The organism is Priestia taiwanensis (genome assembly GCF_014638355.1).
Taxonomy (GTDB): domain Bacteria; phylum Bacillota; class Bacilli; order Bacillales; family Bacillaceae_G; genus Priestia_D; species Priestia_D taiwanensis.
Map to the genome: position 1 here is coordinate 1,575,931 of NZ_BMFK01000001.1, position 25,427 is coordinate 1,601,357.

Below are 25,427 nucleotides of genomic sequence, written 5' to 3' on the forward strand. Positions count from 1 at the left end.
TTTTTCTAATCGTTTTTATTAAATATATTCATTTTCCTTATTATTCTACTGTCATTATACTAAAAAGAGAGAAAAAATGGTAGGAAAGGAGCCAATGGCAATGAACAAACAACAAATCACTAATATCCTACCTGGACTTGCCATATGTATATGCATTGCGCTTCTTAGTACCTTTTTAGGAACGTATATACAGAGTATTGGCAGTGCAACAATCGCCATTCTTCTTGGTATTATTGCTGGGAACACATGTTGTAAAAATGAACGATTTACAGCCGGGACGAAATTTGCAGAAGGAACATTATTATCTTGTTCAATCGTTCTATTAGGTACAACAATTCATATTCAAGCCCTCTTCTTGCTCGGTGTATATGGAGTGGGCTTTATCCTCATGCAGCTTCTCCTGACAATTGTAAGTGCTATTTGGATTGGAAAGAAACTAGGATTCTCAGAGAACTTTCAGCTTCTCATGGCTAGCGGCAATGGTGTATGTGGTTCGTCTGCCATCGCTTCTACTGCGCCTGTTATTGGCGCAAATGACACAGAAAAGGGTATCTCCATAACGATTGTAAATTTACTTGGAACAGTATTAATGCTTCTTCTTCCCCTTGTTGCAACCGTTCTTTACAACGGAGAAACGAATCAATCAGCTGCATTACTTGGCGGGATTCTTCAATCAGTTGGGCAAGTAGTTGCAAGTGGGAGCTTAATGGACGAATCAATTAAAGAACTGGCATTACTGTTCAAAGTTATACGCATTCTTTTCTTAGTAGTTGTTGTGCTTAGCTTCTCTTATTGGAAACAGCGTTCTGGCTCGCACGAACAAGCTGTCAAACAGAAAAAAACGAATATTCCGTGGTATATTATTGGATTCTTTCTTATGTGCACGCTCTTTAGCTTAGGAGTTCTCTCTCCAACACTATCTCATATTTCTAAGTCTATTAGTGGTGCATTTGAACTGATTGCCCTTGCCGGTATAGGAATGCATATTAAAATTGATCAACTTATCGCATATGGTATGAAAGCCTCTCTATACGGATTGTGTATTGGCCTTATTCAAATTGGTTCAGCAATTTTGTTAATTTATGTGCTTCTTTAATATACACCATGGCAAATAGGTAACTTCCTTTATTACTTGGAAGTTACCTATTTTTTATCCTCATATTTAATTAAATACTACTTCTTTTTCATCTGCTCATTGAATTCCCTTGATTTCCCCCTAGGAATCGATAAGCACTGCCACTCTTTATTTTTCACCATTTTGCCGATATAGATAATTTGACCAATATGTGTACTGTAATGTACTAATTGTCTCTGGATGGCGTCTAATACACTTTGTGGCTCTTCTCGTATATAGACGATTTGAAACAAATTGTCCTTGTTTACTGTATTTAACGCATCAAAGCACACCTTCCATCCTTCTTCCCACGCTTCTAACAGCGCTTCTTTAGAAGAATAATCACCTTCGAATTCCCTGTCACGGTCACGCCATTCCTTTTCTCCATCTGTCGTGAGAAAATCTGTCCAACGTGATAACATGTTGCCATGTAAATGCTTGGCGATGATGGCAATACTATTTGATTCCTCGTTGTATCGCCAATGAAGTTGTTCGTTTGTTAATTGAGCAAGTACTCGTTCTCCTTGACGCTTTAACCCTTTATAGCATTGGATAGTACTTTCGAGATATGCTCTCTCCATTCCTTCTCCCCCTTACAAAACGTTAAAATAACGCGCCCCTGGATGTGCAAATACCATGGCTGTAACAGACGCTTCTGGCTCCATCATAAATCCTGTTGTTAACTGAATGCCAAGTTCTTCTGGTTGAATTAAGCTAAATAGCTTCGCTTGATCGCTTAATTCTGGACAAGCTGGATATCCATACGATACACGAATACCTTGATACGCCGCTCGGAAACGGTCGTGCATCGTTGTTGTTACTGGATCTGGGAATCCCCAGACATCACGCATAAGCATATGTGTACGCTCTGCTAATCCTTCTGCTAACTCTAATGCAATTGACTGGATTGCATGACTCTTTAAATACTCTCCTTGCTCTTTATACTCCTCTGCGACTTCACGGACACCGTGACCAGCTGTTACCGCAAAGAAGCCTACGTAATCCATTTCATCACCTACAGGGCGTAAGAAGTCACCTAATGATAAATACGGTGCTTTCTTTTGGCGCGGGAATGTAAAGCGCTCAATGACCTTACTGTGATCGTTCGGGTCATAGATGATAATATCCTCTCCATCTGACTGTGCAGGGAAAAATTGATACACCGCACGTGGCTTTAAAATCTCCCCCGCTTCTTGCAGTAAACTGTCTACTAAGTCATTCAATTCATGTGCACGGCTATCTCCTTCTTCTAGAAGGCGATCAAGCCTTCCTTTTAACCCTAAATGATGTCCAATTAACATTTGACGGTTCATGAACGGCGCTAAATGAGCAATCGGAATATTCCTTAATACTGTTCGCTTCAATGTTGACGGTACGAATACAGGAGCTGTCCCAATATCTGAACGGGCTGGGATATTAGCTACTTCTACCTTCTCTACTTGTACGTCTGCTGCAACTTCTTTTTTACGCTCTTGCTCTTCTTCTAATTTCTTACGCTCTTCCATATTCGCAAGGCGGTTCGCTAAATCAAGACCATTCATCGCATCTTTTGCATATAAGACCATTCCATCATATGCAGGAGTAATACGGTTATCTGTAAATTTACGTGTTAATGCTGCTCCCCCCACCATAATTGGTGTTGAAATATTTGCAGCACGTAAATCCTGTGCTGTTAATACCATCTGTTGTGCTGACTTCACGAGTAATCCTGATAGTCCGATAATATCTGGCTTATGTTTCTTCACTTGTTGAACGAGTTCATCTGGACGAATGTTAATTCCTAAGTTCACAATTTCAAAGCCATTATTCGTTAAAATAATTTCAACTAAGTTCTTCCCGATATCGTGCACATCGCCTTTTACCGTTGCAAGCATAACCTTTCCTTTTTTCGTTGCTTCTGTCGTTTCCATATGCGGCTCTAAATATCCTACTGCCGCTTTCATCGATTCTGCGCTCTGTAGTACTTCTGCAACGATTAATTGATTATCGTTGAAAAGACGACCGACTTCATCCATTCCATTCATCAATGGACCGTTAATAATATCAAGTGGGATATCCCCACGCTCAAGCGCCTCCGCTAAATCATTATGCAAACCATTTTTCGTTCCTTCCACGATATAACGAGCAAGCCTCTCCTCTAAACTTAAATTCTCGACAACTACTTTTTCTTCTTTCTTCACCCCACGGAAATACGCAGTAAAAGCTGCAAGCGTGTCGTCATTCGTTTCAAATAGGAGCTTATCCGTTAAATCAATTTCATCTTGTGGAATCGATGCATAACGCTCTAGCTTCTCTGTATTAACAATTGCATAGTCAAGACCTGCTTTTGTCGCATGATATAAGAAAACGGAGTTTAATACTTCTCGACCAGCAGGTGGCAATCCGAAAGAAATATTACTTACACCAAGTATTGTTAAACATTCCGGTAATTCTTCTTTAATACGACGAATACCTTCAATTGTTTCATATGCCGAACCGATATACTGCTCATCCCCTGTACCAACAGGGAATACGAGCGCGTCAAAAATAATATCAGATGCACGAATACCGTATTTTTTCGTTAGTAAGTCATAGCTTCGTTTTGCAACTTCAATTTTCCGATCTGCCGATACCGCCATTCCGTCTTCGTCAATCGTTCCAACAACTAATGCTGCACCGAATTTTTTCGCAAGTGGAACAACTTTTTCAAATCGTTCTTCGCCGTCTTCTAAGTTAATCGAGTTAATGATTGCTTTCCCTTGTGAATAGGTTAAGGCTCTTGCGATTACTTCTTCATCTGTCGAATCAATCATTAATGGTACTTTCAATACTTTCGTTGCTTTCTCCAAAAATCGTTCCATATCTTCGATTTCATCACGGTCTGGGTCGGCAAGACAAACATCAATGACGTGTGCATTTCGTTTCACTTGCGCTCTTGCAATCTCAGAAGCCTCTTCAAACTTTCCATCTGCAATTAAACGTTTGAACGCACGTGAACCGATAACATTTGTACGTTCTCCAACAAATAATGGTCTCATAGAGTCGTCATAATGAAGCGATTCTAATCCACTTACCATATGATTCGTCACTTGCTTCACTTGACGTGGCTGCATGCCATCAACTGCTTCTCTCATTGCCGTAATATGTGCAGGCGTTGTACCACAACATCCACCAACAACATTTAACCAGCCTTGTTCCGCGAACTCTTGTAACTTCTTCGCTAACGACTCTGGTGATTCATGATAATGACCATCTTCATCTGGTAAACCAGCATTCGGATAACATGTGACATACGTTTCAGCTAAATCAGACAATGTACGGATATGATCACGCATGAATTCAGGTCCAGTTGCACAATTCAACCCAATAGATAATGGTTTCGCATGCCCAATTGAAACGTAAAACGCATCAATCGTTTGTCCAGCTAATGTCGTACCCATCGGCTCAATCGTACCAGAAATCATAATTGGAACACGTATACTCAGTTCTTCAAATGCCTGCTCAATACCGATTGATGCAGCTTTTACGTTACGCATATCTTGACATGTCTCCACAAGTAAGACGTCTACACCACCACGTAGTAGCCCTCTTGCTTGACGATGATATGCCTCAATTAATTCTTCGAAGGTTACACCGCCCGTTACACTAATCGCTTTCGTTGTCGGCCCCATCGCACCCGCAACGTACGCTAGTTTGCCAGATTCCTTGATTGCGTCATTCGCTAATTGTGCCGCTCGTTCATTCAGTTCTTCATCTAAATGTTGAAGGTTGTAATCTGCAAGTACGATATTCGTTGCCCCGAATGTATTCGTCTCGATAATATCCGCTCCTGCATCAACATATTTACGATGAATATCCTTGATTGCATCTGGGCGTGTATGAACTAAATATTCATTACACCCTTCATACTCTTCCCCACCGAAGTCTTCTGCTGTTAAATCCAGTGCTTGAATCATTGTTCCCATCGCACCGTCTAAAATAAGAATTCTCTCTCTTAACGCTTCTTCTATTCTCATATCATGACACCTCTATACATATATTTCTGCTTTTCGTTTCGGATGATTAACGACATATGTTACTAGTTCTTCAGTTACTTCATATCGTAAAAATGGTGTCACAAGATAAATACCGTTAAAGTATGTTAACGCCTCATCAAGTAGCTCTTTTGCGAAGCGTAATCCTTCTTGTACCGCTGCCTCTGGTGACTCTGCCGCCCCCATTGCTTCGCGTACCGCATCCGGAACCGTAATACCAGGTACTTCAAAATGTAAGAAATCAGCATTTCGCTTACTAATTAACGGCATAATACCAAGGAAAATTGGCTGTTCAATATGCTTTGTTGCCTCATACATATTACGAATGAGGTTAATATCATAGACAGGTTGCGTTAAGAAGTAATCTGCTCCTGCGTCAATTTTCTTCTCTAACCTTTTAACTGCCGCATCTAACTTACGCACATTCGGATTAAACGCTGCTCCGACAGAGAAGTTCGTTTTTTGACCAATTGTTTTGCCGACATAAGAACGTCCTTCATTCATCTCCTTCATAAGACGAATTAATTCAAATGAGGATAAATCATACACAGACGTTGCTCCTGGAAAATCACCAACTCGTGCTGGATCACCGGTTAACGCTAACACTTCATGAATACGAAGCGTTTCTAACCCTAATAAGTGTGACTGTAAGCCAATAATATTGCGGTCACGACACGTTAAATGCGCAAGTACATTAATGCCACTATTAAGGAGCATCGATGCCAGTGCTGTATTGCAAACACGTGGTGATGCCAATGAATTATCCGCAAGTGTAATCGCATCTGCTCCTGCTTTCGACAATGCTTTTGCTCCTTCAAAGAAACGTCGTGTATCAAGAGTTTTCGGTGGATCTAACTCCACAACAATTGTTGTTTCACGCTTTGCTTTCTCTGCAAGTGATTGTGTTTTTCTTGGAGCTGCTGGCTTTACTTCAATTTTCATTGTTCGTACTGCAACATCTTTCTTTGTGACAGGCTGTACATTTGTAAGAGCACGTTTCATTGCTTTAATATGTGCTGGTGTCGTTCCACAACACCCACCTAATAAACGCACGCCTTGCTCAACAAACAATGTTGCCATTTGTTCAAAGTATGCATCCGTTCCTTCATACATGTAACGTCCATCCGCATACTTCGGTAATCCTGCATTTGGGAAAGCAGATAAGAATGTATCGTTTGGTAATGGAACTGTTTTCAATGATTCAATCATATGAAGTGGTCCTAAATGACAGTTCAGTCCAATAACATCCGCACCTAATAACTGTAACTGCTTTAATGCCTCTTCTACTGGTCGCCCGCTTTGCATAACTCCAACCTCATGAAGCGCAAGTTGTGCGACGATTGGCAATTTCGTATGATTACGAAGTATTTTCACTGCTTCATATAATTCTTCCTCATCATAAAACGTTTCTAATAGAAGGCCATCAACACCTTCTTCTAATAATGCTGTTGATTGTTGAAGCAGCATATATTCTCGTTCCATATTTGTTACATGGACAGAACCGATATGCTTCATTCCACCAATTGTACCGAGAATAATTGTGTCATTATTTGCAGCGCGTTTCGCATGTTGTACCGCTGCCTTATTAATTGCTACAACATCATCTTCAAGACCGTGAAGACGTAGCTTCGCTTCATTCGCCCCGTACGTGTTCGTCTGAATCACTTCTGCACCAGCTTCAATATACGCTCGGTGAATATCCGTAATTAATCCCCCGTCGGTCATGTTTAACTCTTCAAAACTACTTTGTAAGCCGTGTGAATACAATAGTGTCCCCATTGCACCATCTGCTATCACAATGCCACTTTCTAGCCGTTTTAATAACTTCATCTACACATTCCTTCTCCCATTAATTATTCTTGTTCAGAAAAGTTTTCTGAACAAACTAAAGAATCTCTACATTCTTTATATTCATATAGAATATCATTTTTCTGAATATTTTCAAATCAAAAAAGTGTATTTCTTAAAGAATATGTCACAAACTACAAAATGAATTGTGCAAATGAGGGATAAATAATGAAACGATTATTATTAATTTGTATTTTCTTTTTTACAGGATGTACACACTATTTGCCACATCATGATGTAGTAGACTACTTCAAGCCAAAGACAGAAGAAATAAAAATAGATGATATTCATATCATCGAATTGTATGAACGAGACTTCTTCGGCCCTATTTTCAAACATAAACATTCTATCCACCTCCATGACAAGACGGCTGCGTTAAAGATGATAGACACTATTTTTGAAGGACATTACAAGAACGTATCATTTAAAGGCATTCAAAGTTGGAAATATGTTCTCACTTTTCACCATCTAGAAGGTAATTTCAAGGAGCATAAAGTAAAAGTAAGTGACAGTGGTATTTTATATGAGGGGGCTTTTTATCCATTTGCAGACCAAAAGACGAAAGACACTCTCTTTCATCTAATAAAAGAATATCTCTACCAAGGGGAACATACGATGAAATAAAAGGTTGTCTATGTTGACATACCTATATATCAGTAGAGGTGAGAAGATGAAAGATAAGGTTCATTTGCTGAAATGGATTTCGATGGGGTTAGAAGCCTTTCTTGGTATACCCGTTATAGGCGGATCTATCGTCCTTAGCCTAATTTGGACACCGTTACTTTTCATGTTAGTACTTCATATTGTAATTGTTATATTATGCAGACAAGAGAAACTACCAAATGGAGCGAATACGATTGGCATTATTACGTCGTCCATCGCATGGATTCCCATTGTCGGAATGATTATGCACCTCTTAACAGCTATCTGTATCTTCCTTGAAATAAGAAACAATCGAAAATCTCACGCATCATAACAAAAAAAGGAGTTATCTTATTGTCATATCTGACAGATAAGATAACTCCTTTTTCTATACTTCCAGTAATGCGTTAAGTACCTTCTTTCGCTGTAACATTCCCGTCCTCATCAATTGTTACTTTCGGAGAGACAGATTGTAAATACTTCAACATCTTTGTTCGCTCTTTTCCTTCTACAGGTGAAATTTGATTGTTTCGAATCATATATGGATTAAAGGACATGTCAATTTTGTCACCCTTGGCCTTTAACGTTAATACACCTGTTTCTGCCGAATGTCCTTTTACATAATCAGGGAATAAGAAATTCCCTAACGAGTAGGCAACTGGAACGCCATTATAATACTCAAATCCTTGTAACCAGTGCGGATGGCTACCGACAATTGCATCTACTCCTGCTTCTTCGACCATTCGTTTTACATACTCTTTTTGATACGGAGCTGGTGTATTCGTTTTCTCAATCCCCCAGTGCATGTAAACAATAACATAATCGGCATCGCCTTTTTGTTCATTAATTTTCTCAATAAGTAAATCTAAATCGTAACCGTTTGGTACACCTGGCTTATCTTTTGTTGCGACCCAGCGGTAATCTGGATAGAAGCGGACAAATGTGAAGAACTTAAACTTCTTCCCTTTTATCTCCACTTCCTTCGGCTTATATGCCTCTTCTTCATTACGACCTGCACCTATGTAATCAAATCCTGCTTCCTCTACATGTGTTATCGAATCTACTAATCCTTCTTCCAAATAATCCAGCGAATGATTATGCCCTAGATTTACTAAATCAAACCCGGTATTCTTCACCGCTTGCAATGTAGATGGATCGCTCTTAATCCAAAATAATTGCCCGTTGAATTTTTCGGATCTTGTTGTAAAAGTAGACTCTAAATTAACAAACGAATAATCCGCCTTCTCAACTTCGCTCTTCACATGTTGAAATGGATAATCTGCCCCGTGCTTCGCAATAACAGGACGTAATCCCCAATCAAACATTGTATCACCGGAGAATGTTAACGTAATTTCCGGTTCTTCTCCAGGTGTTACTGCTTTTTCTTTTGTTTCTTCTTTTGATGTCTCTGTCTGTTCTTCTTTTGTTGCAACTGCTTCTGGGCTGTCAGACTGAGAAAATAAGCCACTCATAAACTTCCCTATTCCAAATAATAAAAATAACCCTATACATACTACTATCGTACGCTTTATTAGAACAATTTTTCGTCTATGTGGTGGAATTCCCCTTCGTCTCGTCACACTTTTTCCTCCTCTTTTTATATAAAAAGTGTAGCACAAGATACAGCCAATATATCCCAATAACTATCAAAATAGCTTTCCCAATCCAATTGAATTGAACAACTTGGTATACTGAAACCGCTTCAATTAATAGACCGGGAATTTTCCCGATAAGTGTTGCAGATGCATAGATTGGCATAGATACTTGTCCAATTGATGCTGCTAATGTTACAAGGCCAGATGGCATAAATGGTAACGTTCGTAATACAACAATAAGGTTAAATGCATCTTTTCCTTTCGCATCAAGCAACTTTAAAATTTTCGGATACTTTTCTAATTGCTTACGGGATGCTTTTTGCAATCCTTTACGGTATAATCCAAAAGCGATGATTGCACCGACTACTTCTCCAATAATCGATATGATAAATCCAACGACAGGGCCAAAGAACACGAGATTCGCAGCCGTAATGAACACGCTCGGCAAGACACCCACTAACGCTACAGCTATGTTTAAAAGAATACTAATAAAGAGTGCATATTGACTATATTGTTCAAGTATCGCTAAAAGTTCTTGTTGATTCATGCTTGTCTATCTTCTCTCCTCTTATTTATATTTTTCCAGCCCTTACATATTATACATTATATCGAACAATCGTGCTTACAAGGGGGCCCACCTACTTCAATAGGTGGGCCCCCTTCATCTTATCTCGATAAGTAATTTTCGTAACGGTCAAGATCTACATCCGCTCCGATTACAATCAATATATCTTCTTCTTTAATAATTTCATTGGCACGAGGCGACACAATAATTTCTTTCCCACGTTTAATCGCAACGATGTTAATGCCATATTTTGCACGAATATCTAAATCAATAATAGTATGTCCTATTAACTTATCATTCGCTATAATTTCAACGATACTATGTTCATCTGATAATTCCAGATAATCAAGTACACTATTTGATGCGATATTGTTCGCAATACGTACCCCCATATCACGTTCTGGATGAACGATTTGATCCGCACCAATTTTGCGTAATACTTTCTCATGGTGATCATTTTGCGCTTTTACGGTAATATTTTTTACACCTAGTTCTTTTAGAATAAGCGTCGTCAAAATACTCGCTTGTAAGTTATCGCCAATCGCAACAATAACATGATCAAAATTACGTATTCCGAGGCTTTTTAGTACCATTTCATCTGTAGAATCAGCAATTACAGCATGAGAAGCAATATTTGCAAATTCATTCACACGATCCTCATCTGTATCAATTGCCATTACTTCCATTCCCAAGTTACTAAGTTCACGACAAATACTTCCACCGAAGCGACCTAAACCAATAACTGCGAATTCTTTTTTCTTTTTCATCGATTATGTCCTCCACTATTAGATCTTTCCTCGCTTAACTTTACCATTTTTCTTTAAAGGAAAGAATATAAGCTTTGCTACTTATTTGTTCTTACTATACCATTCTTCCCAAAATTTCAACATATGCATTTTTTCATTCGTTCAAAAAATTGTTCTATCCTTATAACTTTTTACCCTTTCAAAACATATCGTTATCGATTATGATAGACAAAGAGAAATTTGTCAGGGGAAGGGAGAATTTGACGGTGGCAATTAAAATCCAAAAATTCTTGAAAGAAGTTACATTAGAAGGAAGTGCATATGGCTTTGTCTTTTTACATGAACAAGACGTTACATGTAGTTTCTCGACCTATGGTCTACAACATAGCCGTATGAAATATAACATTTATACACAGTATCGAATCATGTTTCACAACGTGGTAGAAGTAGATGCTGGGAAAACATTACGTTCTTGTGATTTAGAAGTATTCGATGAACGGATTGAGCCAGAGACCGATCGTTTCGCCGAATTCGATACATTCGATATATATAGCTTACCACTGCATCTTCCGAAGCTATCAACAGAAAATGTCAAAAAAGTGGCATTGAAAACCGCATTAGAAGAAGTACATAAATTCTTATTACCTATTGAGGTCGAAATCTTTAATAGACAAGCAATTGAAGCATTAGTGTTCCTGAATTCCAATCGATTACAAGCATTACCACGAGGATAAAATAAGAAAACCGAGGCCAGTAATACTGCCTCGGTTTTTTTTATTTATTTAATTCGTTTAAATCCTAAGAATTTTGACTTGTAATAACTATTATTCATACTATCAATTTTTACACGTGGCTCGTTCGCGTGGATAAAATTACCTGCATTATCAATTATAATTCCGATATGAGACGGACCACGGCGATATGTATTTTGGAAGAAAATAATATCTCCTGGTTGTGGCTTAGTAATTTTCACAAAATTTCTTGAATCATTCCAATAACCTTCTACATTTGTACGTCCAATCTTTGTTCCAGTTTTATTTAATACATGGTAAATAAAACCACTACAGTCTATACCTGTACTTGGCGAAGATCCCCCAAACACATAAGGTACTCCTAACAACGTTTTCGCATAATTAATCATAGCACTAGCCTTGGCTGCGTCACTAGGTGGCGTTACTTCAGGAGTTGTTCCTGTACTTTTCACCAAATATTCACTTGAAACATAGCCTGTTTTACCGTTATAGGAAATTTTGTACCAACCATTCTCTGATTCTAGTACGTTTACTTGTTGCCTATTATATACTGTACCAATTTTGCTAGAAGATATACTTGGTCCTTGACGTACATTAAGTGAACTTGCAGTCACAGTATACGCGCCCGATACATTTCCTGATGTTGGTGGTTTTGGTGGTTGTGTTGGCTGTTCCCCTGCTTTTTGCAAATAATCAGCACTAACATAGCCTGTTTTACCATTGTAGTTTATTTTGTACCAACCGTTCTCTTGACCTGTAACTGTTACAGTTTGGCCTTTATACGTCTTTCCAATTACGCCATGAGACGTATTAGGTCCTGAACGGACATTCAATGCACTTGCAGTTACAGTATACGCTCCAGATACATTTCCTGATGTTGGTGGTTTTGGTTGCTCACCTGCTTTTTGCAAGTACTCAGCACTAACATATCCTGTTTGGCCATTATAATTTACTTTGTACCAACCATTCTCTTGACCAGTAACCTCTAATACTTGTCCTTGATGTGCTTTTCCAATTATACGATGCGACGTGCCAGATCCTGAACGAACATTCAATACATCGGCTGTAACTTTGTAAACACCTGTTGTTCCTTGGCTTACATTTGATGATGATCCTTGCGTCTTAATATACGCACCACTCACATAACCTACTTTTCCTTGATGATTGACTTTATACCAGCCATTGACTTCTCCAACAATTGTTACTACTTGGCCATTGTAAGCTTTCCCAATAATACTATGAGATACATCGGATCCTGAACGGATATTCAACACATCTGCCGTTACCACACCTTGATTCTGAGATGCCTCGGCTGAATCTGCTAACATGATAGAACCAACAATTGCTGCACCTGTGATTCCCAAAACTTTATATTTCATGCCAAACTCTCCTTACTAAAAATCTATTTTCTCTCTTAATTCGTATAAAAGAATCGCTATCCTTTCCTAAATACGCCAAGAGATAAAACCATCTTTACTTGTTATATCGGTTCCAATCATGTAAGTATTAATAGAAAAAGACAATTATTTCAAAGATACTTCACTTCCATCCCCCAAGACCCTACACATCTAAGAATATATCAATCTAAAAAACAATATAATTCCCTATTTATCCCTTTTTCAACATATATCCTTATTATACACAAACCTTAGACAAAAAAGAAAAAGAAAACCAATAAAAATATAAATAACTCCCTCCATACAAAAAAGGCATACCATTCCGGCACACCCTCTTCCCCCTATTTAGCAGCATACAGTTTAAATCCTTTTGCTAACGCTACTGTCTCTATCGGTTCTTTCGAATTAGTCACAATTACTTTCGTCCCAACTTGAAGACGATCAAATAACCAATGAATATCTTTATTATGCATGCGAACACACCCTAATGTTGTATACCGTCCGATTGCTGCTGGGTTATTATTACCGTGAATCGCATACGTTGTTCCTTTTGTTCCATTTACATCCAATCCCATCCATCGATCTCCAAGTGGATTTCGCGGATCTCCTCCTGGAATATTTTTTGTGTAATATGGTCGATTTTTAATTTTATTTACAATCGGGAATACACCATCTGGAGTTTGCGTACTTGATTTCCCTGTTGCTACAGAGAATGTACGAGCTAGTTTACCATTTTCATAGAAATAAAGTTTATTCTGCTTACGACTTACAATTAGAAGTTGTTGCGGTACATTACCTTCTACAGCTTTTGCATCATCCTGTTTATTTTTCGCCGCCGGTTTTGCAGTTTTCGTCTCATCTTGTTTATTTTTCGTCACCGATTGTACATTTTTCGTCTCATCTTGTTTATTCTTTGCCACTGGCTGTATATTTTCTTGTTTATTCTTTGCAAGTGACTGTACAGCTTGGGCATCGTACTGTTTATTTTTTTCTTTATACAAGATTGTTTGTGCTTTTTTCGGTGCTGCATACGTAGTAAATTGTGATGACATCGCAGTGAATGCAACTACACCAACGATGAGGGTAAGTAGAAGTAAAATAGGGATAAAAACTTTTTTCCTCTTTCTTCGATGCTGAGCCCGGCTAAGCTTCTCTTCTTCCACGAATCGTTCACCTCCTCCTCTCAATAAATATATACTTTATTAACAATATTCACCCAACATCTTCCGAATTCCTGTTAAGTGTCACTCTTACCTTTTTCATCATATGATGACATGGATGAAATGACACCACGAAAGGATGAGCATATATGTTTCAAAAGCTCTCTGTCTCTTCATACGATTTCTTTATTCACTCTGTGCATCATTCTGAATTTGCAAAAGGACTTTGGCATGATAACCCAACCCCTGCCATTCTGTCATACCGTCGAAAGCAATACCCTGTATCTATGTCTTATCGAGGTGCTTATACACGCAAAATGAAGAAACGTTCCTATTCTGTCTTCTTAGAAGATAAATCACCTCTTGAGAACGTTCATACCATCCATTTAAATGCAGAATACAACGACCCATCTCTAATGAGGAACAAACTCGCCCTTGATTTCTTCTCAATACTTGGCATCCTATCACCTTCCTCAACCTACGCTAACATCACCATTAATCAAAAGCCAAAGGGACTCTATTTGCAATTAGAATCTGTTGACGAGAATTTTTTACGAAATCGTCGATTGGCAAAAGGCCCCATCTATTACGCCATTAATCACCGCGCTGATTTCTCCCTTCATCCAGACAAAAACCTCTTACTAGACGGATATATACGAAAGCATGGTACAGAAGAGGACGATAAACATGTAATCGATTTTTTGTCTACAATCAATACGACTACAAAGCAGGAGTTTGAACGACAAATCTATTCCGTTCTTCACGTTGAACATTATTTACGTTGGCTCGTTGGTATTGTTTGTACACAAAACGCCGATGGCTTTACACATAACTATGCACTATATCGTGATAACGATAGTAAATTATTTAGTCTTATTCCATGGGATTATGACGGCACATGGGGAAGGAAATATAATGGAAATCCGTTACCTCATGATTATATTTCTATTTGTGGGCGTAACATTTTAACCGAGCGGCTCTTACAAGTACCTTTAATTCGAAAACGTTACTACAAGCTACTTGAAGCGACATTGAAAGAGCGGTTTACTCCGTCCTTTATCCGCTCTGAAATTGATCGTATTTCATCAGTTGTGCAACCTCATTTGCATCGTGATCCACGTTTGAAATATGAGACACATTCATTTCACGAGGAAATTGATCATATCCTTGCGTTTATTGAAAAGCGGAATACTTTTTTAACAAGTGAACTGAGCGTCTTGCAATAACAAGTCGCTCTTTTTTCATTATCATTGCAATAATCAGATAATTTTCTGTATACTAAAATTACGATACTTGTCGAAGGAGTGAATAAATATGTACGCTGTTGTTGCATTATTTGATGAGAAGAGTGAAGCAAAAATAGAACAACTGTCACAGAAGTTAGCATCGAAAAGATTACCAATACATGCGCAACACGTCAAAGGAATACGACCGCACGTCACACTTGCAACATATCATAAATTGCCACTACATAGAATTCCAATTTATATCCAAACATTTTGCCAAATGACAAGGCCATTGCCAATTTTATTTAGTGCACTTAGTTCATTCCCCCCAGGTGGGACGCTATTTCTCGCACCGACAGTCACAATAGAGCTATTGAACATGCATACATCCTATCACTCTGTATGTCGTTCTTTTGCTGATATAGAGCATTCTTTATACAACCCGCAAAACTGGGTACCGCACTGTACATTAGCAAATAATTTAACTCAAAGAGAACTAAAGGACGCCTTTGCTTATTGCAGCGAACAATTTTCACCAATCGAAGTGACAATTACATCAATCGGCCTCGTTCATACGACATTCGAGAACGGTAAATGTGTTCGCTATCAACCTGTAATTGAACTTCCATTACAAGCAGATAGTTATGTATATACAGAAAAAGTAGATGCACGTACATAAACATACGTGCATCTACTTTTTTATTTATTACCCTTCCAGCGCATATACGTCACTAAGAACGAAATAGCTTTCTCTATTGCACCTTCACTAGGCATTAACTTCGCATGATGTAATCCATAATCCGAGTCTACGCCAAGCCAGAACATAAAGCCTGGGATGTCTTTGATCATATACCCGAAATCTTCTCCAGTCATCGCTTCCTTACATTCAATAAGGTTCATCTCCGACGCTTCCACATACTCCATAAACTCTCTCGTTAGCACCTCATTGTTATACACTTGATGGTACATCGCACCGTAATCAATAACTGCCTCGCACTGAAAACTAGCTTCAATCCCCTTCACAACTGCTTCGATACGCTCTTTTACCTTCTTCATCGATGTAACAGATAACGTACGAATCGTGCCTTCTAATCGAGCTGTTTCTGCAATGACATTCTGTACTGTTCCACCAGTAATTTTTCCAATCGTAATAACCGCACTATCGAGTGGGTCTACGTTGCGTGCTACAATGGATTGCAATTGCATCACAAGATAACTAGCTGCTACAACCATATCATTTGCATGATGTGGAAATGCAGCATGTCCACCTTTTCCTTTTAAATCAATGAATAATTCTGATGTGTTCGCAAAAAGCAACCCTTCCTTTGTTGCGATAGTACCAACTGAATATTCCGGTGCAATATGAAGACCAACAATCATATCCGGTTTCCACGCCTCAAATTCTTTACTTTGAATCATTGGTAATGCTCCACCTGGCCCTTCCTCCGCGGGCTGAAAAAGGAACACAACATCATCATCAATACGCTCTTCTGCCAATTCTGTCACAATACCAAGCGCAATAGTCATATGTAAATCATGTCCACATGCATGCATTAATCCTTCATGTGTCGATGTGAAGTCATATCCTGTATCTTCTGTGATTGGCAATGCGTCAATATCTGCACGATATCCAATTGTTTTCGTTGGACTCTTTCCCGCAATTCGAACGAAAATACCTGTCTTCCATGTTTTAATTTCCATATATTCCGTCGCGATGCTTTTCAAGTAATCTAATAAATAGGCTTGTGTCTTATACTCCTTAAAACCAAGCTCTGGAATACGGTGTAAGTCACGACGAATGTCTACATAACTTTTCATCCTCTTCCTCCTATGTCGTCTTTTCCTGTATTGTACAAAAAGGTTTGAAAGAAGTATACTACTTTCTAGCATTCCATAAGAAAAGGTTAGGAGGTACCCCTCCTAACCTTGTTCACATCTTCTTATAATTCACGTAATGCTTGTACGATTTCTGTTTTTGACTTTGTTTTCTCATCGATCGTTTTGATTACGCGAGCTGGTGTACCTGCAACTACTGTATGTGCTGGTACATCTTCTACTACAACTGCTCCAGCTGCAACTACTGCGCCTTCACCAATTTTCACGCCTTCAAGAACTACTGCGTTTGCTCCGATTAATACGTTATCTTCTAAAATAACTGGTTGTGCAGAAGGTGGCTCGATAACGCCTGCTAATACTGCACCTGCACCTACGTGACAGTTCTTACCTACTGTTGCACGTCCACCAAGTACTGCGTTCATGTCGATCATTGTACCTTCACCGATTACCGCACCGATGTTTAATACCGCACCCATCATGATAACAGCGTTGTTACCGATTTCTACTTGGTCACGAATGATTGCGCCTGGCTCAATACGAGCATTTACGCCTTTCATATCAAATAAAGGAATCGCTGAGTTGCGACGGTCGTTTTCTACCACATAGTCTGTGATATGCGCTTCGTTTGCTTCTAACGCTTCTTTCACTGCATTCCACTCACCAAATACAACCCCTGTATTCGCTTCTATGAATGCTTGTACCGCTTCCGGGAATTCAACCTTTGCCATATCCCCTTTAATATATACTTTCACTGGTGTTTTCTTTTCACTCTTTTGAATAAATTCAATAATTTGCTTTGCATCCATTATGTACATCCTCCTCTAGATCACAATATATACTACTCTAACAAACGTATGTGCGAACGACAAGCCCTTAAATGCATTTCCATCCAAAAAATATTATCATTCGCACATCGCTTTATCTCATATTCGTTAATAATAAAACAAGTTGATTTAATTTCTTTAATAGAGCTCGTCTTGTTAAGATTCCCTCAAAACACCCTTCTTCATTCTGTACACATACGAAAGGATGATCAATTGTCAATTCTAATCCTTTCACGACAGAATCATTCACATGAAGGCGAGGAATATCCGTCATCATGACCTCTTCCACCCTCATATGCTCTAAACGTTCATATTCAATGCGTTCTAATCCAAGAATCGAATCTAAAATGCGAGCTGTACTAATTAATCCTTTTAGTTGATATTTCGGATCCAATACCGGAATAGCGGAATATCCTGATTTCACTAATATTAATAATGCATGCTCTAGGCTATGCTTTACTTGTACGTGTGCCACTTTCTCAGATGAAATAAGTAAGTCTCTTATTTTATATGATAAGAAATCTTTATGATGAAGATGAATCACATTGGCTCCCCCATTCGTGTAAACTCACCCCCTTATCATACCATAAAAGCAGCTTGTCTTCTCTTCGTTTCTCTCGCAGAAACAAAATATACCATATTCCCGCTCACCCTTATCATAGTCTTCTATCTTACTAAGAAGAATGAGCGGAACAAATAATACATACTCCACTGTTATCTCGTATAGCGATTTGCATAACTAGAAGCAGCATAAGCATCTGGTTTAATTTTCGCAGTAATTCCCATTGCCGTAATACGCGATGTTGCTTCTTGAATGAATTCTCTCGTTAATCCATACTGTCCAATATCAAGGTGTATCTCCATCGTGAAATTACCTCCTTCTTTCTTATATGGATAGATAATTTCAATTAATTCACTCGTTCGTTCTGGTGTAAATAAATACGCAATCTCTTGGCTATACATCGTTTCTAAATGAATCTTCTCTCGTAAACTCATCACTTCTCGTTTTATCACAATTGGACGTAAGCACCCCCATGCACCATTTCCGATACGATGAATATGGATAGCAGTAATGAAGCGTGTGAATCGTGTGTGAACCTTAGAATCTGTTCCAATCGATAAGCGATAGTTTTGTCTAGGGTCTTTTTTCATAAACGTACATATTTGCCCAAACACATCCTCAAATGACATATTACACATCGATAAATTGTAAAACATCTCGTCACTCACGATTTGTCCTCCCCTCTGCATTAAATAACTACGTGGCACTATATTGTATTCTTAAAAACAAGAGTTATGTACATATAAAAACACCCCACTTGAACAAGTGGGGTGTTTTTATATGTACATGTATTATGAAATCATATCATAAATTTCGATTGCAACTAAATCGATGTTGTCGTATTGATATGTTTGTGGCTTCTCACCTTGTTGATATACTTCTAATTCGAATGTTTCCGTTTTATCAAAGTACTTTACGCTGCACATACGTACACCTTCAACTTCGAAGAAACGTTGAGAAACTTCACCGCTCGTTGTCGCTTGTTCTTTCAAGTTCTCCAGACGAGTAATAATTCCTTGTAGCAGAGACATAAAAAATCTCTCCTTTCTTCTATCTTTTTGCTTATCACTAGCTTTTGCATACATTGACATTCTATCCATACGAAATGAAAAATCGCACCTAGAAAATGCCCCTTTTACTAGAATAATCGTTCTCCGCTCGAATGACAATGAAAAACCACTTTTCTATCAATAATCCACAATGTTTCGACAATTCTCCTCGACATTTCGTCCGTTTTCTTTGCCAAATCACAAGCCTTTCGTAACTTTTTACAAAAAATTCACAAAAAATAAGAAAAAGAACTATGTTTTTAGCATACTTTGTAGCATACATTAATATCGTTGTTAAAGTGAGTTAATATTCCCTTAACACCGTCTCACTATAATAAAGCTAAGAGGGAATAACCACTAAAAGGAGGATCATTATGAAGTCTTTTTATGTTATTGGTTTCACAATATTAACGGAGGTGTTTCTTACTATTCTAATTGCTCTGCTAACCGGATGGAGCTATACGAGTATTTCTTTCTTCGTCAGTATCGCGCTCATCATCGGTATTTTTTGGCTAACTGTTCAAGGAAATATTCCGCTATATAACATTCAATATGAAATTCCATCAAAAGCTGGTATTGTCGATGAACCAGAAACCACTTCTACTACTTTCTCACCAGTTCTTCAAGGCTCTGCTTTATACAGTATCTTATCTATCGCACTTTTATTTCTTTTCACATAACCACAAACGCGTTCATCTTGTATAAGTAAGTATTAACGTATATACTAACGAGATATGACTCCCTTCTTTATTAAAAATAAGGGAATAAACAAGGAGACGACAAAATGACAGAACAACAAATTTTAAACATATTAACAGAGGCATACGTAACGGAAATTGATGTTGATTTCCAAACAGAAGAAGGCTCTATCACAATGCCAGTTGTTTTATTCACGGAAGAAAACACAAAAAAAGCAGAGCGTCCATCAATTGGCGATGATATGGTTGTCATCGGATATGTGAAAGGTTTAGAAAACTCCATTTGCGTGAACAAAACAGAAGAAGCCTTGCCTGTATATATCGTTGTAGGCAACGAAGGCGCATGGGAATATATAAACATCTTCCCTACTTTAAAAGAAATGGTAACAGAATAGAAACATCGAATGCCTCTTTTCAATTGAAAAGAGGCATTTTTGTGACAGAATCGTCTAAAGTATTTCATTCTTTCCCTATCCTTCGTACAATAAAGATGTAAGGTACAAGTGGGAGGGATTACGATGGAGTTAGCTTATAAGACAGTATTAGTAGCGGTAGACGGTTCTGAAGAAGCTGAACGTGCACTCGCTAAAGCAATACAAGTTGCAAAGCGCAACAATGCCAAGTTAGTTATCACACACGTTGCAGACTTAGGTGTCTATACAGGTAACGTGTACAACCCAACTTTTCACGAAAGCCTCGTTTCATATGGAGAAGAAATATTATCTGCCTACAAAGATAGAGCAACAGAAGCTGAGATTGAAGTAGAAACATATTTAGCATACGGTTCTGCAAAAAGTGTCATTCCAAAAGATGTCGCCATTAAATTTAATGTTGATTTAATTGTTTGCGGAGCACATGGAACAAATGCAGTTGAACGTCTCTTCATTGGTAGTGTATCAGAAAGCATTACTCGCCTCGCGAAGTGCGATGTATTAGTTGTTAAAAAGTAAGGCTATAATTTATATAATAAAAAAATAAAAAACTGTACTAGTGTAAATTGAAAAATCACTAGTACAGTTTTTTATTTTTCATCATTACCCTCTTATTTTTTGAAAACGCGTACATCACCAATCCGCTTACAACCTATAGAAATTCTACACTTATACGCTCATTCTTTTATTCACCAAAACCATCAATAATAACCAACATAAACACAACAGTTAACGTAAATAACATGTAACAGTTTTTTTCTAAATTGCCAAAAAAATAAAAATAATCGAAACAACTTTTTTTTGCGATATACTAAAATCCGAATTACTATTTCACGTTCTATTTCATATTAAAAGGGGAATAGAAAAGATTGCATATCTAAAGGAGAAAACAAGGGATGGAGATTTTAAAAGGGACTTTATTATTATTATTAGTACTATCTTTATTTTCATTATTCAGTTTCAAAGCTCCTAATGGTATGAAAGCAATGGGAGCACTAGCAAACGCAGCTGTTGCTAGTTTCCTAGTAGAAGCATTCCAATTATATGTTGGTGGCGATTTATTCGGCTTTGAATTTTTAGGAGAAGTTGGTACATCGGCTGGTAGTCTAGGTGGTGTTGCTGGTGCGACATTAGTCGGACTTGCAATGGGGGTATCACCTGTATACGCAATGTTAATGGGAGCATCCGTTGCCAAATTTGGTCTATTGCCAGGATTTTTCGCTGGTTACTTAGTATCATTCGTTATTAAGCAAATCGTGAAGCGTGTTCCAGAGGGCTTAGACTTAATCGCATGTATCGTAATTGCAGCGCCTCTTACTCGTTACATCGCGCAAGTAACAGACCCAATTATTAAAGGCACACTTCTTCAAATTGGTGGAATTTTAGAATCTGCTTCTGCTGATAGCCCAATTATCATGGGAATTATCCTTGGCGGCGTTATTACAGTTGTTGCAACGGCTCCACTTAGCTCGATGGCACTAACAGCAATGATTGGTTTAACGGGCATGCCAATGGCAATCGGTGCATTAGCTGTAACAAGTTCTTCATTCATGAACTATGTATTCTTTAAGCGTATGAAGTTCGGTGATAAGCGTACAACAATCGCTGTTGCAATTGAACCATTAACACAAGCTGACTTAATCTCAGCTAATCCAATTCCTGTATATATTACAAACTTCATGGGTGGTGCGATGGCAGGGGTAATCGTATCACAATTTGGTTTAATTAATAATGCTACAGGAACAGCTACTCCAATCGCTGGATTAATGGTTATGTATGGATTTAATGATGCAACGACCGTAACAATCTGCGCTGTTGCCATTGCAATTTCCGGTATCATCGCTGGTTACATCGGTTCATTAATCTTTAAAAATTACAAGATTCGTACAGTTGCTGAAATTCGTGGAACAAGTGAACAAGCTGCATAATAAATAATTGTAATTCGAAGAAGCAGAACATTTCGTTCTGCTCTCTTCTTGTTCTTACAACATATACTAACACTACAGGAGGAAAACAATGAAGTATAAAACAGTATTCGATATAATTGGCCCAGTCATGATTGGACCTTCTAGTTCACATACAGCAGGTGCTGCTCGTATTGGACGTGTTGCTCGTCAACTATTTAATAAACAACCAAAGAAAGTAGTTGTTTCTTTATATGAATCATTCGCAAAAACATACAAAGGACACGGCACAGACGTTGCAATCATTGGCGGTCTGTTAGATTTCGATACAGACGATTTACGTATCCCACAATCGCTTGAACTTGCGAAAGAAGCAGGAATGGAAGTTACTTTCGTCGAAGAAGAAGCTACATCCCCACACCCAAACACTGCAAAATTACTACTAACAGATGGCGAAGATGAGCTAGAAGTTGTCGGTATTTCCATCGGTGGTGGTAAAATGGAGATTATTGAGTTAAATGGCTTTGCATTAAAATTAACGGGTACTAATCCAGCTCTTGTTATTTTACATCATGACCGTTACGGTGCTGTTGCAAATGTAACGAAGACACTTGCTGAGAATCAAGTAAATATCGGTCACATGGAAGTGGCACGTAAAGAAAAAGGAAAAAAAGCAATCATGATCATTGAATCAGATGAGCTTGTAAGCGATGAGCTAATCGCAGAAATCCAAACACTTCCAAACATTTTACAAGTAACAACAATTGAAAACTAAAACAACAACAAAGTGAAGATAAAGGAATGATACTATGTTTCGTAATGTAGCAGAGCTAGTAGCACTAGCAGAAGAAAAAGGCGTTAAAATCGCAGAAGTTATGATTGAGCAAGAAATGCGCGTGACAAAACGCTCTCGTGAAGAAATTTTCGTTGGTATGGAAAAGAACTTAAAAACGATGGAAGATGCAGTAGAGCGTGGTTTAAAAGGTGTTAAGTCTGTAACTGGCTTAACTGGCGGCGATGCTGTATTAATGAAGAAATACATTGACAGCGGCAAAGGCTTATCAGGTCACACAATTTTAGACGCGGTAAGTAAAGCCGTTGCAACGAATGAAGTAAATGCAGCAATGGGTACAATTTGTGCAACACCAACTGCTGGTTCAGCTGGTACAGTACCAGGCGTACTATTTGCAGTAAAAGATAAATTAAATCCGACTCGTGAAGAAATGATTCAATTCTTATTCACAGCTGGCGCATTCGGTCTTGTTGTAGCAAACAACGCATCAATTTCTGGTGCAGCTGGTGGTTGCCAAGCCGAAGTTGGTAGCGCAAGCGCAATGGCAGCAGCAGCAACAGTAGAGATGGCTGGCGGTACACCACAGCAAGCTGCTGAAGCAATGGCAATTGCCTTAAAGAACATGCTAGGTCTAGTATGTGATCCAGTAGCTGGACTTGTAGAGGTACCTTGTGTAAAGCGTAATGCAGCTGGTGCATCAAATGCAATGATCGCAGCTGATATGGCTCTAGCAGGTATTTGGAGTCGTATTCCATGTGACGAAGTAATTGATGCCATGTTCCGTATCGGTCAAACAATGCCATCTGCACTTCGTGAAACAGCAGAAGGTGGCTTAGCAGCAACACCAACTGGTAAACGATTAGAAGCTGAAATCTTCGGTGATAAATAATTCTTCTCCCTTATGCTTACAAGCATAGGGGATTTTTTATTAAACAAAAACCCCCTCTACTCCCGCTCTTTCTGCACACCTTGTCCATCTCTCTCATATATTATTTTGATACACACTTTTTCTCAAAAAGGAGGGATACTATGGACGTTCAATTATATCCAGAAGCAATGATGCTCGTTCCTCTTCTCCTCATCTTAGGAACGATGCTCAAATCCGTAAAACAAATCCCAGACTGGTCTATTCCGTGGATTTTGCTCTTCTTTAGCGGTGTTTATTTCTTTATTAGAGACGGCTTTACAGCAGAAGCATTTCTCAATGCAATCGCCGCTGTCGGTATTGCCGTATACGGAAACCAATTGTACAAGCAAACCGTTGTGAACCGCACAGAAGACAAAAAAGAAGAATAAAAGAAAAAGGTGAGCCTAGTGTGCGCTCACCTTTTCCCTGCAAGTAATATTCATCTTGCATATAACAAAAAACAAAGCGTCTATACAAAATCACAAAAAACTCTATTACATACGTATTTTACATTCTAGCCTCTTCACTAGCCACATAACCTTTACAAGATTATGTGGCTAGGACTCACTCCTAATTGAATCTCTACATACCCTGTGGACAACCTTCCTCACATGATAAAGACGCCATGGCGACCTAGCTGTAATAAACATTAGGAGTGGCTACGCTTTTTTGTTGGTTATCTCTATTTAACTAGTATATCTTTGTATTTTGTATCTATATAGATTGATTCGTTTTCTCCTTTCTTTATACTAAAATTGTCTGATGAATGGAATTTAATAAGGCCCGGCTCATACTCTCTAACACTGTCTTTTCTAAAAAGAATAGGATTAATCGATTTAAACAAGGTATATTTGGATGAAAACACATCATAGCTAGCGCCTGTTTCATATTCAATCGTATGTTTGACATTTGAACTTTCATGAACCAAATACGAAGGTGATAAATCTTTGTTTCCTTCAATATACACATAATAATATGGATGGTTTTTTGTTGACCATAGCCACCCTACGTGAATAATTACCAAAAACACATTAATCAGTATGATTTTTCTGAGTTTAACTTGTCTCTTTTGTAGGAAGAAGTGCGTAAATAGCGGAACAACAAATACACTAGTTGAAGCTATCCATTTATCCACTGGCATGTCATTTATCCATATAACAAATCCCCAAATCTTCATAAGGATAAATATACATAGAACTATCATTAATAATTTTAATAAAGAATACAGAAGATTCTTTAGCATGTTTCCCTCCACTAGCACCTGCGGACAGAATAACCTAGCCTTTAAAGCTATTCGGTGCTTTTATGTATTGCTCTGACGAAATAGGCACGTGACCATGGACTCGAAAAAAATTCTTTAAATCT

General features: G+C 38.3%; 27 protein-coding genes. 13 read left to right on the top strand and 14 right to left on the bottom strand.

Going from position 1 to position 25,427, the window contains the following annotated elements; all coding sequences use genetic code 11:
- Positions 1-100: 100 nt before the first annotated feature.
- Positions 101-1,096, top strand: a complete 996-nt coding sequence (locus IEV41_RS08130; RefSeq protein ID WP_188387891.1) for a YeiH family protein — start codon at positions 101-103, stop codon at positions 1,094-1,096.
- 77 nt (positions 1,097-1,173) lie between these two features.
- On the opposite strand, the gene IEV41_RS08135 is transcribed toward IEV41_RS08130, so the two are convergent.
- The 3 genes from IEV41_RS08135 to IEV41_RS08145 are packed head-to-tail and all read right to left on the bottom strand — an operon-like array spanning position 1,174 to position 6,957.
- On the bottom strand, positions 1,174-1,695 hold the full coding sequence (locus IEV41_RS08135) for a DUF1572 family protein (protein WP_188387892.1): 522 nt from the start codon (positions 1,693-1,695) through the stop codon (positions 1,174-1,176).
- A 12-nt stretch (positions 1,696-1,707) separates the two neighbouring features.
- On the bottom strand, positions 1,708-5,109 hold the full coding sequence (metH, locus tag IEV41_RS08140; RefSeq protein WP_188387893.1) for a methionine synthase: 3,402 nt from the start codon (positions 5,107-5,109) through the stop codon (positions 1,708-1,710).
- Between the two features lie 12 nt (positions 5,110-5,121).
- Positions 5,122-6,957, bottom strand: a complete 1,836-nt coding sequence (locus tag IEV41_RS08145; protein ID WP_188387894.1) for a bifunctional homocysteine S-methyltransferase/methylenetetrahydrofolate reductase — start codon at positions 6,955-6,957, stop codon at positions 5,122-5,124.
- A gap of 186 nt (positions 6,958-7,143) precedes the next feature.
- Between IEV41_RS08145 and IEV41_RS08150 the strand changes: the two genes are divergently transcribed.
- Both IEV41_RS08150 and IEV41_RS08155 read left to right on the top strand, forming a co-directional pair.
- Complete coding sequence (locus IEV41_RS08150) at positions 7,144-7,599, top strand: hypothetical protein (protein ID WP_188387895.1); 456 nt, start codon at positions 7,144-7,146, stop codon at positions 7,597-7,599.
- 46 nt (positions 7,600-7,645) lie between these two features.
- Positions 7,646-7,951: a hypothetical protein gene (locus tag IEV41_RS08155; protein ID WP_188387896.1), complete on the top strand. Its 306-nt coding sequence runs from the start codon at positions 7,646-7,648 to the stop codon at positions 7,949-7,951.
- A gap of 73 nt (positions 7,952-8,024) precedes the next feature.
- Here the strand turns inward: IEV41_RS08155 and IEV41_RS08160 are convergent, their stop codons facing one another.
- The 3 genes from IEV41_RS08160 to IEV41_RS08170 all read right to left on the bottom strand — a co-directional run bounded on the left by IEV41_RS08160 (position 8,025) and on the right by IEV41_RS08170 (position 10,544).
- Positions 8,025-9,089 (bottom strand): CapA family protein, encoded by a 1,065-nt coding sequence (locus IEV41_RS08160; protein ID WP_188388729.1) that lies wholly within the window; start codon positions 9,087-9,089, stop codon positions 8,025-8,027.
- Positions 9,090-9,165: 76 nt separating this feature from the next.
- Positions 9,166-9,759 (bottom strand): TVP38/TMEM64 family protein, encoded by a 594-nt coding sequence (locus tag IEV41_RS08165; protein ID WP_188387897.1) that lies wholly within the window; start codon positions 9,757-9,759, stop codon positions 9,166-9,168.
- A gap of 119 nt (positions 9,760-9,878) precedes the next feature.
- The gene (locus IEV41_RS08170; protein ID WP_188387898.1) at positions 9,879-10,544 is read right to left on the bottom strand and encodes a potassium channel family protein; all 666 of its coding nucleotides are present in this window, start codon (positions 10,542-10,544) and stop codon (positions 9,879-9,881) included.
- A gap of 245 nt (positions 10,545-10,789) precedes the next feature.
- Here IEV41_RS08170 and IEV41_RS08175 point away from each other — a divergent pair, with 245 nt between their 5' ends.
- Entirely contained in the window at positions 10,790-11,257 is a 468-nt protein-coding gene (locus IEV41_RS08175; protein ID WP_188387899.1) for a hypothetical protein, read from the top strand.
- A gap of 44 nt (positions 11,258-11,301) precedes the next feature.
- Here IEV41_RS08175 and IEV41_RS08180 read toward each other — a convergent pair whose 3' ends face one another.
- Together IEV41_RS08180 and IEV41_RS08185 are read right to left on the bottom strand one after the other, a co-directional pair.
- On the bottom strand, positions 11,302-12,654 hold the full coding sequence (locus IEV41_RS08180) for a C40 family peptidase (protein WP_188387900.1): 1,353 nt from the start codon (positions 12,652-12,654) through the stop codon (positions 11,302-11,304).
- 359 nt (positions 12,655-13,013) lie between these two features.
- Positions 13,014-13,835, bottom strand: a complete 822-nt coding sequence (locus IEV41_RS08185; RefSeq protein ID WP_229722176.1) for a L,D-transpeptidase — start codon at positions 13,833-13,835, stop codon at positions 13,014-13,016.
- Between the two features lie 146 nt (positions 13,836-13,981).
- On the opposite strand from IEV41_RS08185, the gene IEV41_RS08190 reads away from it, so the two are divergent.
- Positions 13,982-15,058, top strand: coding sequence for a CotH kinase family protein (locus tag IEV41_RS08190; protein WP_188387901.1), 1,077 nt, complete (start codon positions 13,982-13,984; stop codon positions 15,056-15,058).
- Positions 15,059-15,146: 88 nt separating this feature from the next.
- Entirely contained in the window at positions 15,147-15,737 is a 591-nt protein-coding gene (locus IEV41_RS08195; protein ID WP_188387902.1) for a 2'-5' RNA ligase family protein, read from the top strand.
- Between the two features lie 20 nt (positions 15,738-15,757).
- On the opposite strand, the gene IEV41_RS08200 is transcribed toward IEV41_RS08195, so the two are convergent.
- The 5 genes from IEV41_RS08200 to IEV41_RS08220 all read right to left on the bottom strand — a co-directional run bounded on the left by IEV41_RS08200 (position 15,758) and on the right by IEV41_RS08220 (position 19,311).
- A complete protein-coding gene (locus IEV41_RS08200; protein WP_188387903.1) occupies positions 15,758-16,876 on the bottom strand; it encodes an N-acetyldiaminopimelate deacetylase in 1,119 nt (372 codons plus the stop codon).
- A gap of 122 nt (positions 16,877-16,998) precedes the next feature.
- A complete protein-coding gene (gene dapD, locus IEV41_RS08205) occupies positions 16,999-17,709 on the bottom strand; it encodes a 2,3,4,5-tetrahydropyridine-2,6-dicarboxylate N-acetyltransferase (RefSeq protein ID WP_188387904.1) in 711 nt (236 codons plus the stop codon).
- A gap of 103 nt (positions 17,710-17,812) precedes the next feature.
- The gene (cbpB, locus tag IEV41_RS08210) at positions 17,813-18,262 is read right to left on the bottom strand and encodes a cyclic-di-AMP-binding protein CbpB (RefSeq protein WP_188387905.1); all 450 of its coding nucleotides are present in this window, start codon (positions 18,260-18,262) and stop codon (positions 17,813-17,815) included.
- 170 nt (positions 18,263-18,432) lie between these two features.
- Entirely contained in the window at positions 18,433-18,969 is a 537-nt protein-coding gene (locus IEV41_RS08215) for a ribonuclease H-like YkuK family protein (protein WP_373284205.1), read from the bottom strand.
- A 102-nt stretch (positions 18,970-19,071) separates the two neighbouring features.
- Positions 19,072-19,311: a YkuJ family protein gene (locus tag IEV41_RS08220; protein WP_188387906.1), complete on the bottom strand. Its 240-nt coding sequence runs from the start codon at positions 19,309-19,311 to the stop codon at positions 19,072-19,074.
- A 392-nt stretch (positions 19,312-19,703) separates the two neighbouring features.
- Here IEV41_RS08220 and IEV41_RS08225 point away from each other — a divergent pair, with 392 nt between their 5' ends.
- The 7 genes from IEV41_RS08225 (at position 19,704) to IEV41_RS08255 (ending at position 24,451) form a co-directional block, all read left to right on the top strand.
- On the top strand, positions 19,704-20,009 hold the full coding sequence (locus tag IEV41_RS08225; protein WP_188387907.1) for a hypothetical protein: 306 nt from the start codon (positions 19,704-19,706) through the stop codon (positions 20,007-20,009).
- A gap of 104 nt (positions 20,010-20,113) precedes the next feature.
- The gene (locus IEV41_RS08230; RefSeq protein ID WP_188387908.1) at positions 20,114-20,422 is read left to right on the top strand and encodes a hypothetical protein; all 309 of its coding nucleotides are present in this window, start codon (positions 20,114-20,116) and stop codon (positions 20,420-20,422) included.
- 123 nt (positions 20,423-20,545) lie between these two features.
- Positions 20,546-20,977 (top strand): universal stress protein, encoded by a 432-nt coding sequence (locus tag IEV41_RS08235; protein ID WP_188387909.1) that lies wholly within the window; start codon positions 20,546-20,548, stop codon positions 20,975-20,977.
- A 377-nt stretch (positions 20,978-21,354) separates the two neighbouring features.
- Entirely contained in the window at positions 21,355-22,386 is a 1,032-nt protein-coding gene (locus tag IEV41_RS08240) for a PTS sugar transporter subunit IIC (RefSeq protein WP_188387910.1), read from the top strand.
- An 88-nt stretch (positions 22,387-22,474) separates the two neighbouring features.
- A complete protein-coding gene (gene sdaAB, locus IEV41_RS08245; protein WP_188387911.1) occupies positions 22,475-23,137 on the top strand; it encodes an L-serine ammonia-lyase, iron-sulfur-dependent subunit beta in 663 nt (220 codons plus the stop codon).
- Between the two features lie 34 nt (positions 23,138-23,171).
- The gene (gene sdaAA, locus IEV41_RS08250; RefSeq protein ID WP_188387912.1) at positions 23,172-24,044 is read left to right on the top strand and encodes an L-serine ammonia-lyase, iron-sulfur-dependent, subunit alpha; all 873 of its coding nucleotides are present in this window, start codon (positions 23,172-23,174) and stop codon (positions 24,042-24,044) included.
- Positions 24,045-24,184: 140 nt separating this feature from the next.
- Complete coding sequence (locus IEV41_RS08255) at positions 24,185-24,451, top strand: phage holin family protein (RefSeq protein ID WP_188387913.1); 267 nt, start codon at positions 24,185-24,187, stop codon at positions 24,449-24,451.
- Positions 24,452-24,744: 293 nt separating this feature from the next.
- Here the strand turns inward: IEV41_RS08255 and IEV41_RS08260 are convergent, their stop codons facing one another.
- Positions 24,745-25,305 carry a hypothetical protein gene (locus IEV41_RS08260; protein WP_188387914.1) on the bottom strand — a complete coding sequence of 187 codons (561 nt, stop codon included), beginning with the start codon at positions 25,303-25,305 and terminating at the stop codon, positions 24,745-24,747.
- Positions 25,306-25,427: the final 122 nt, after the last annotated feature.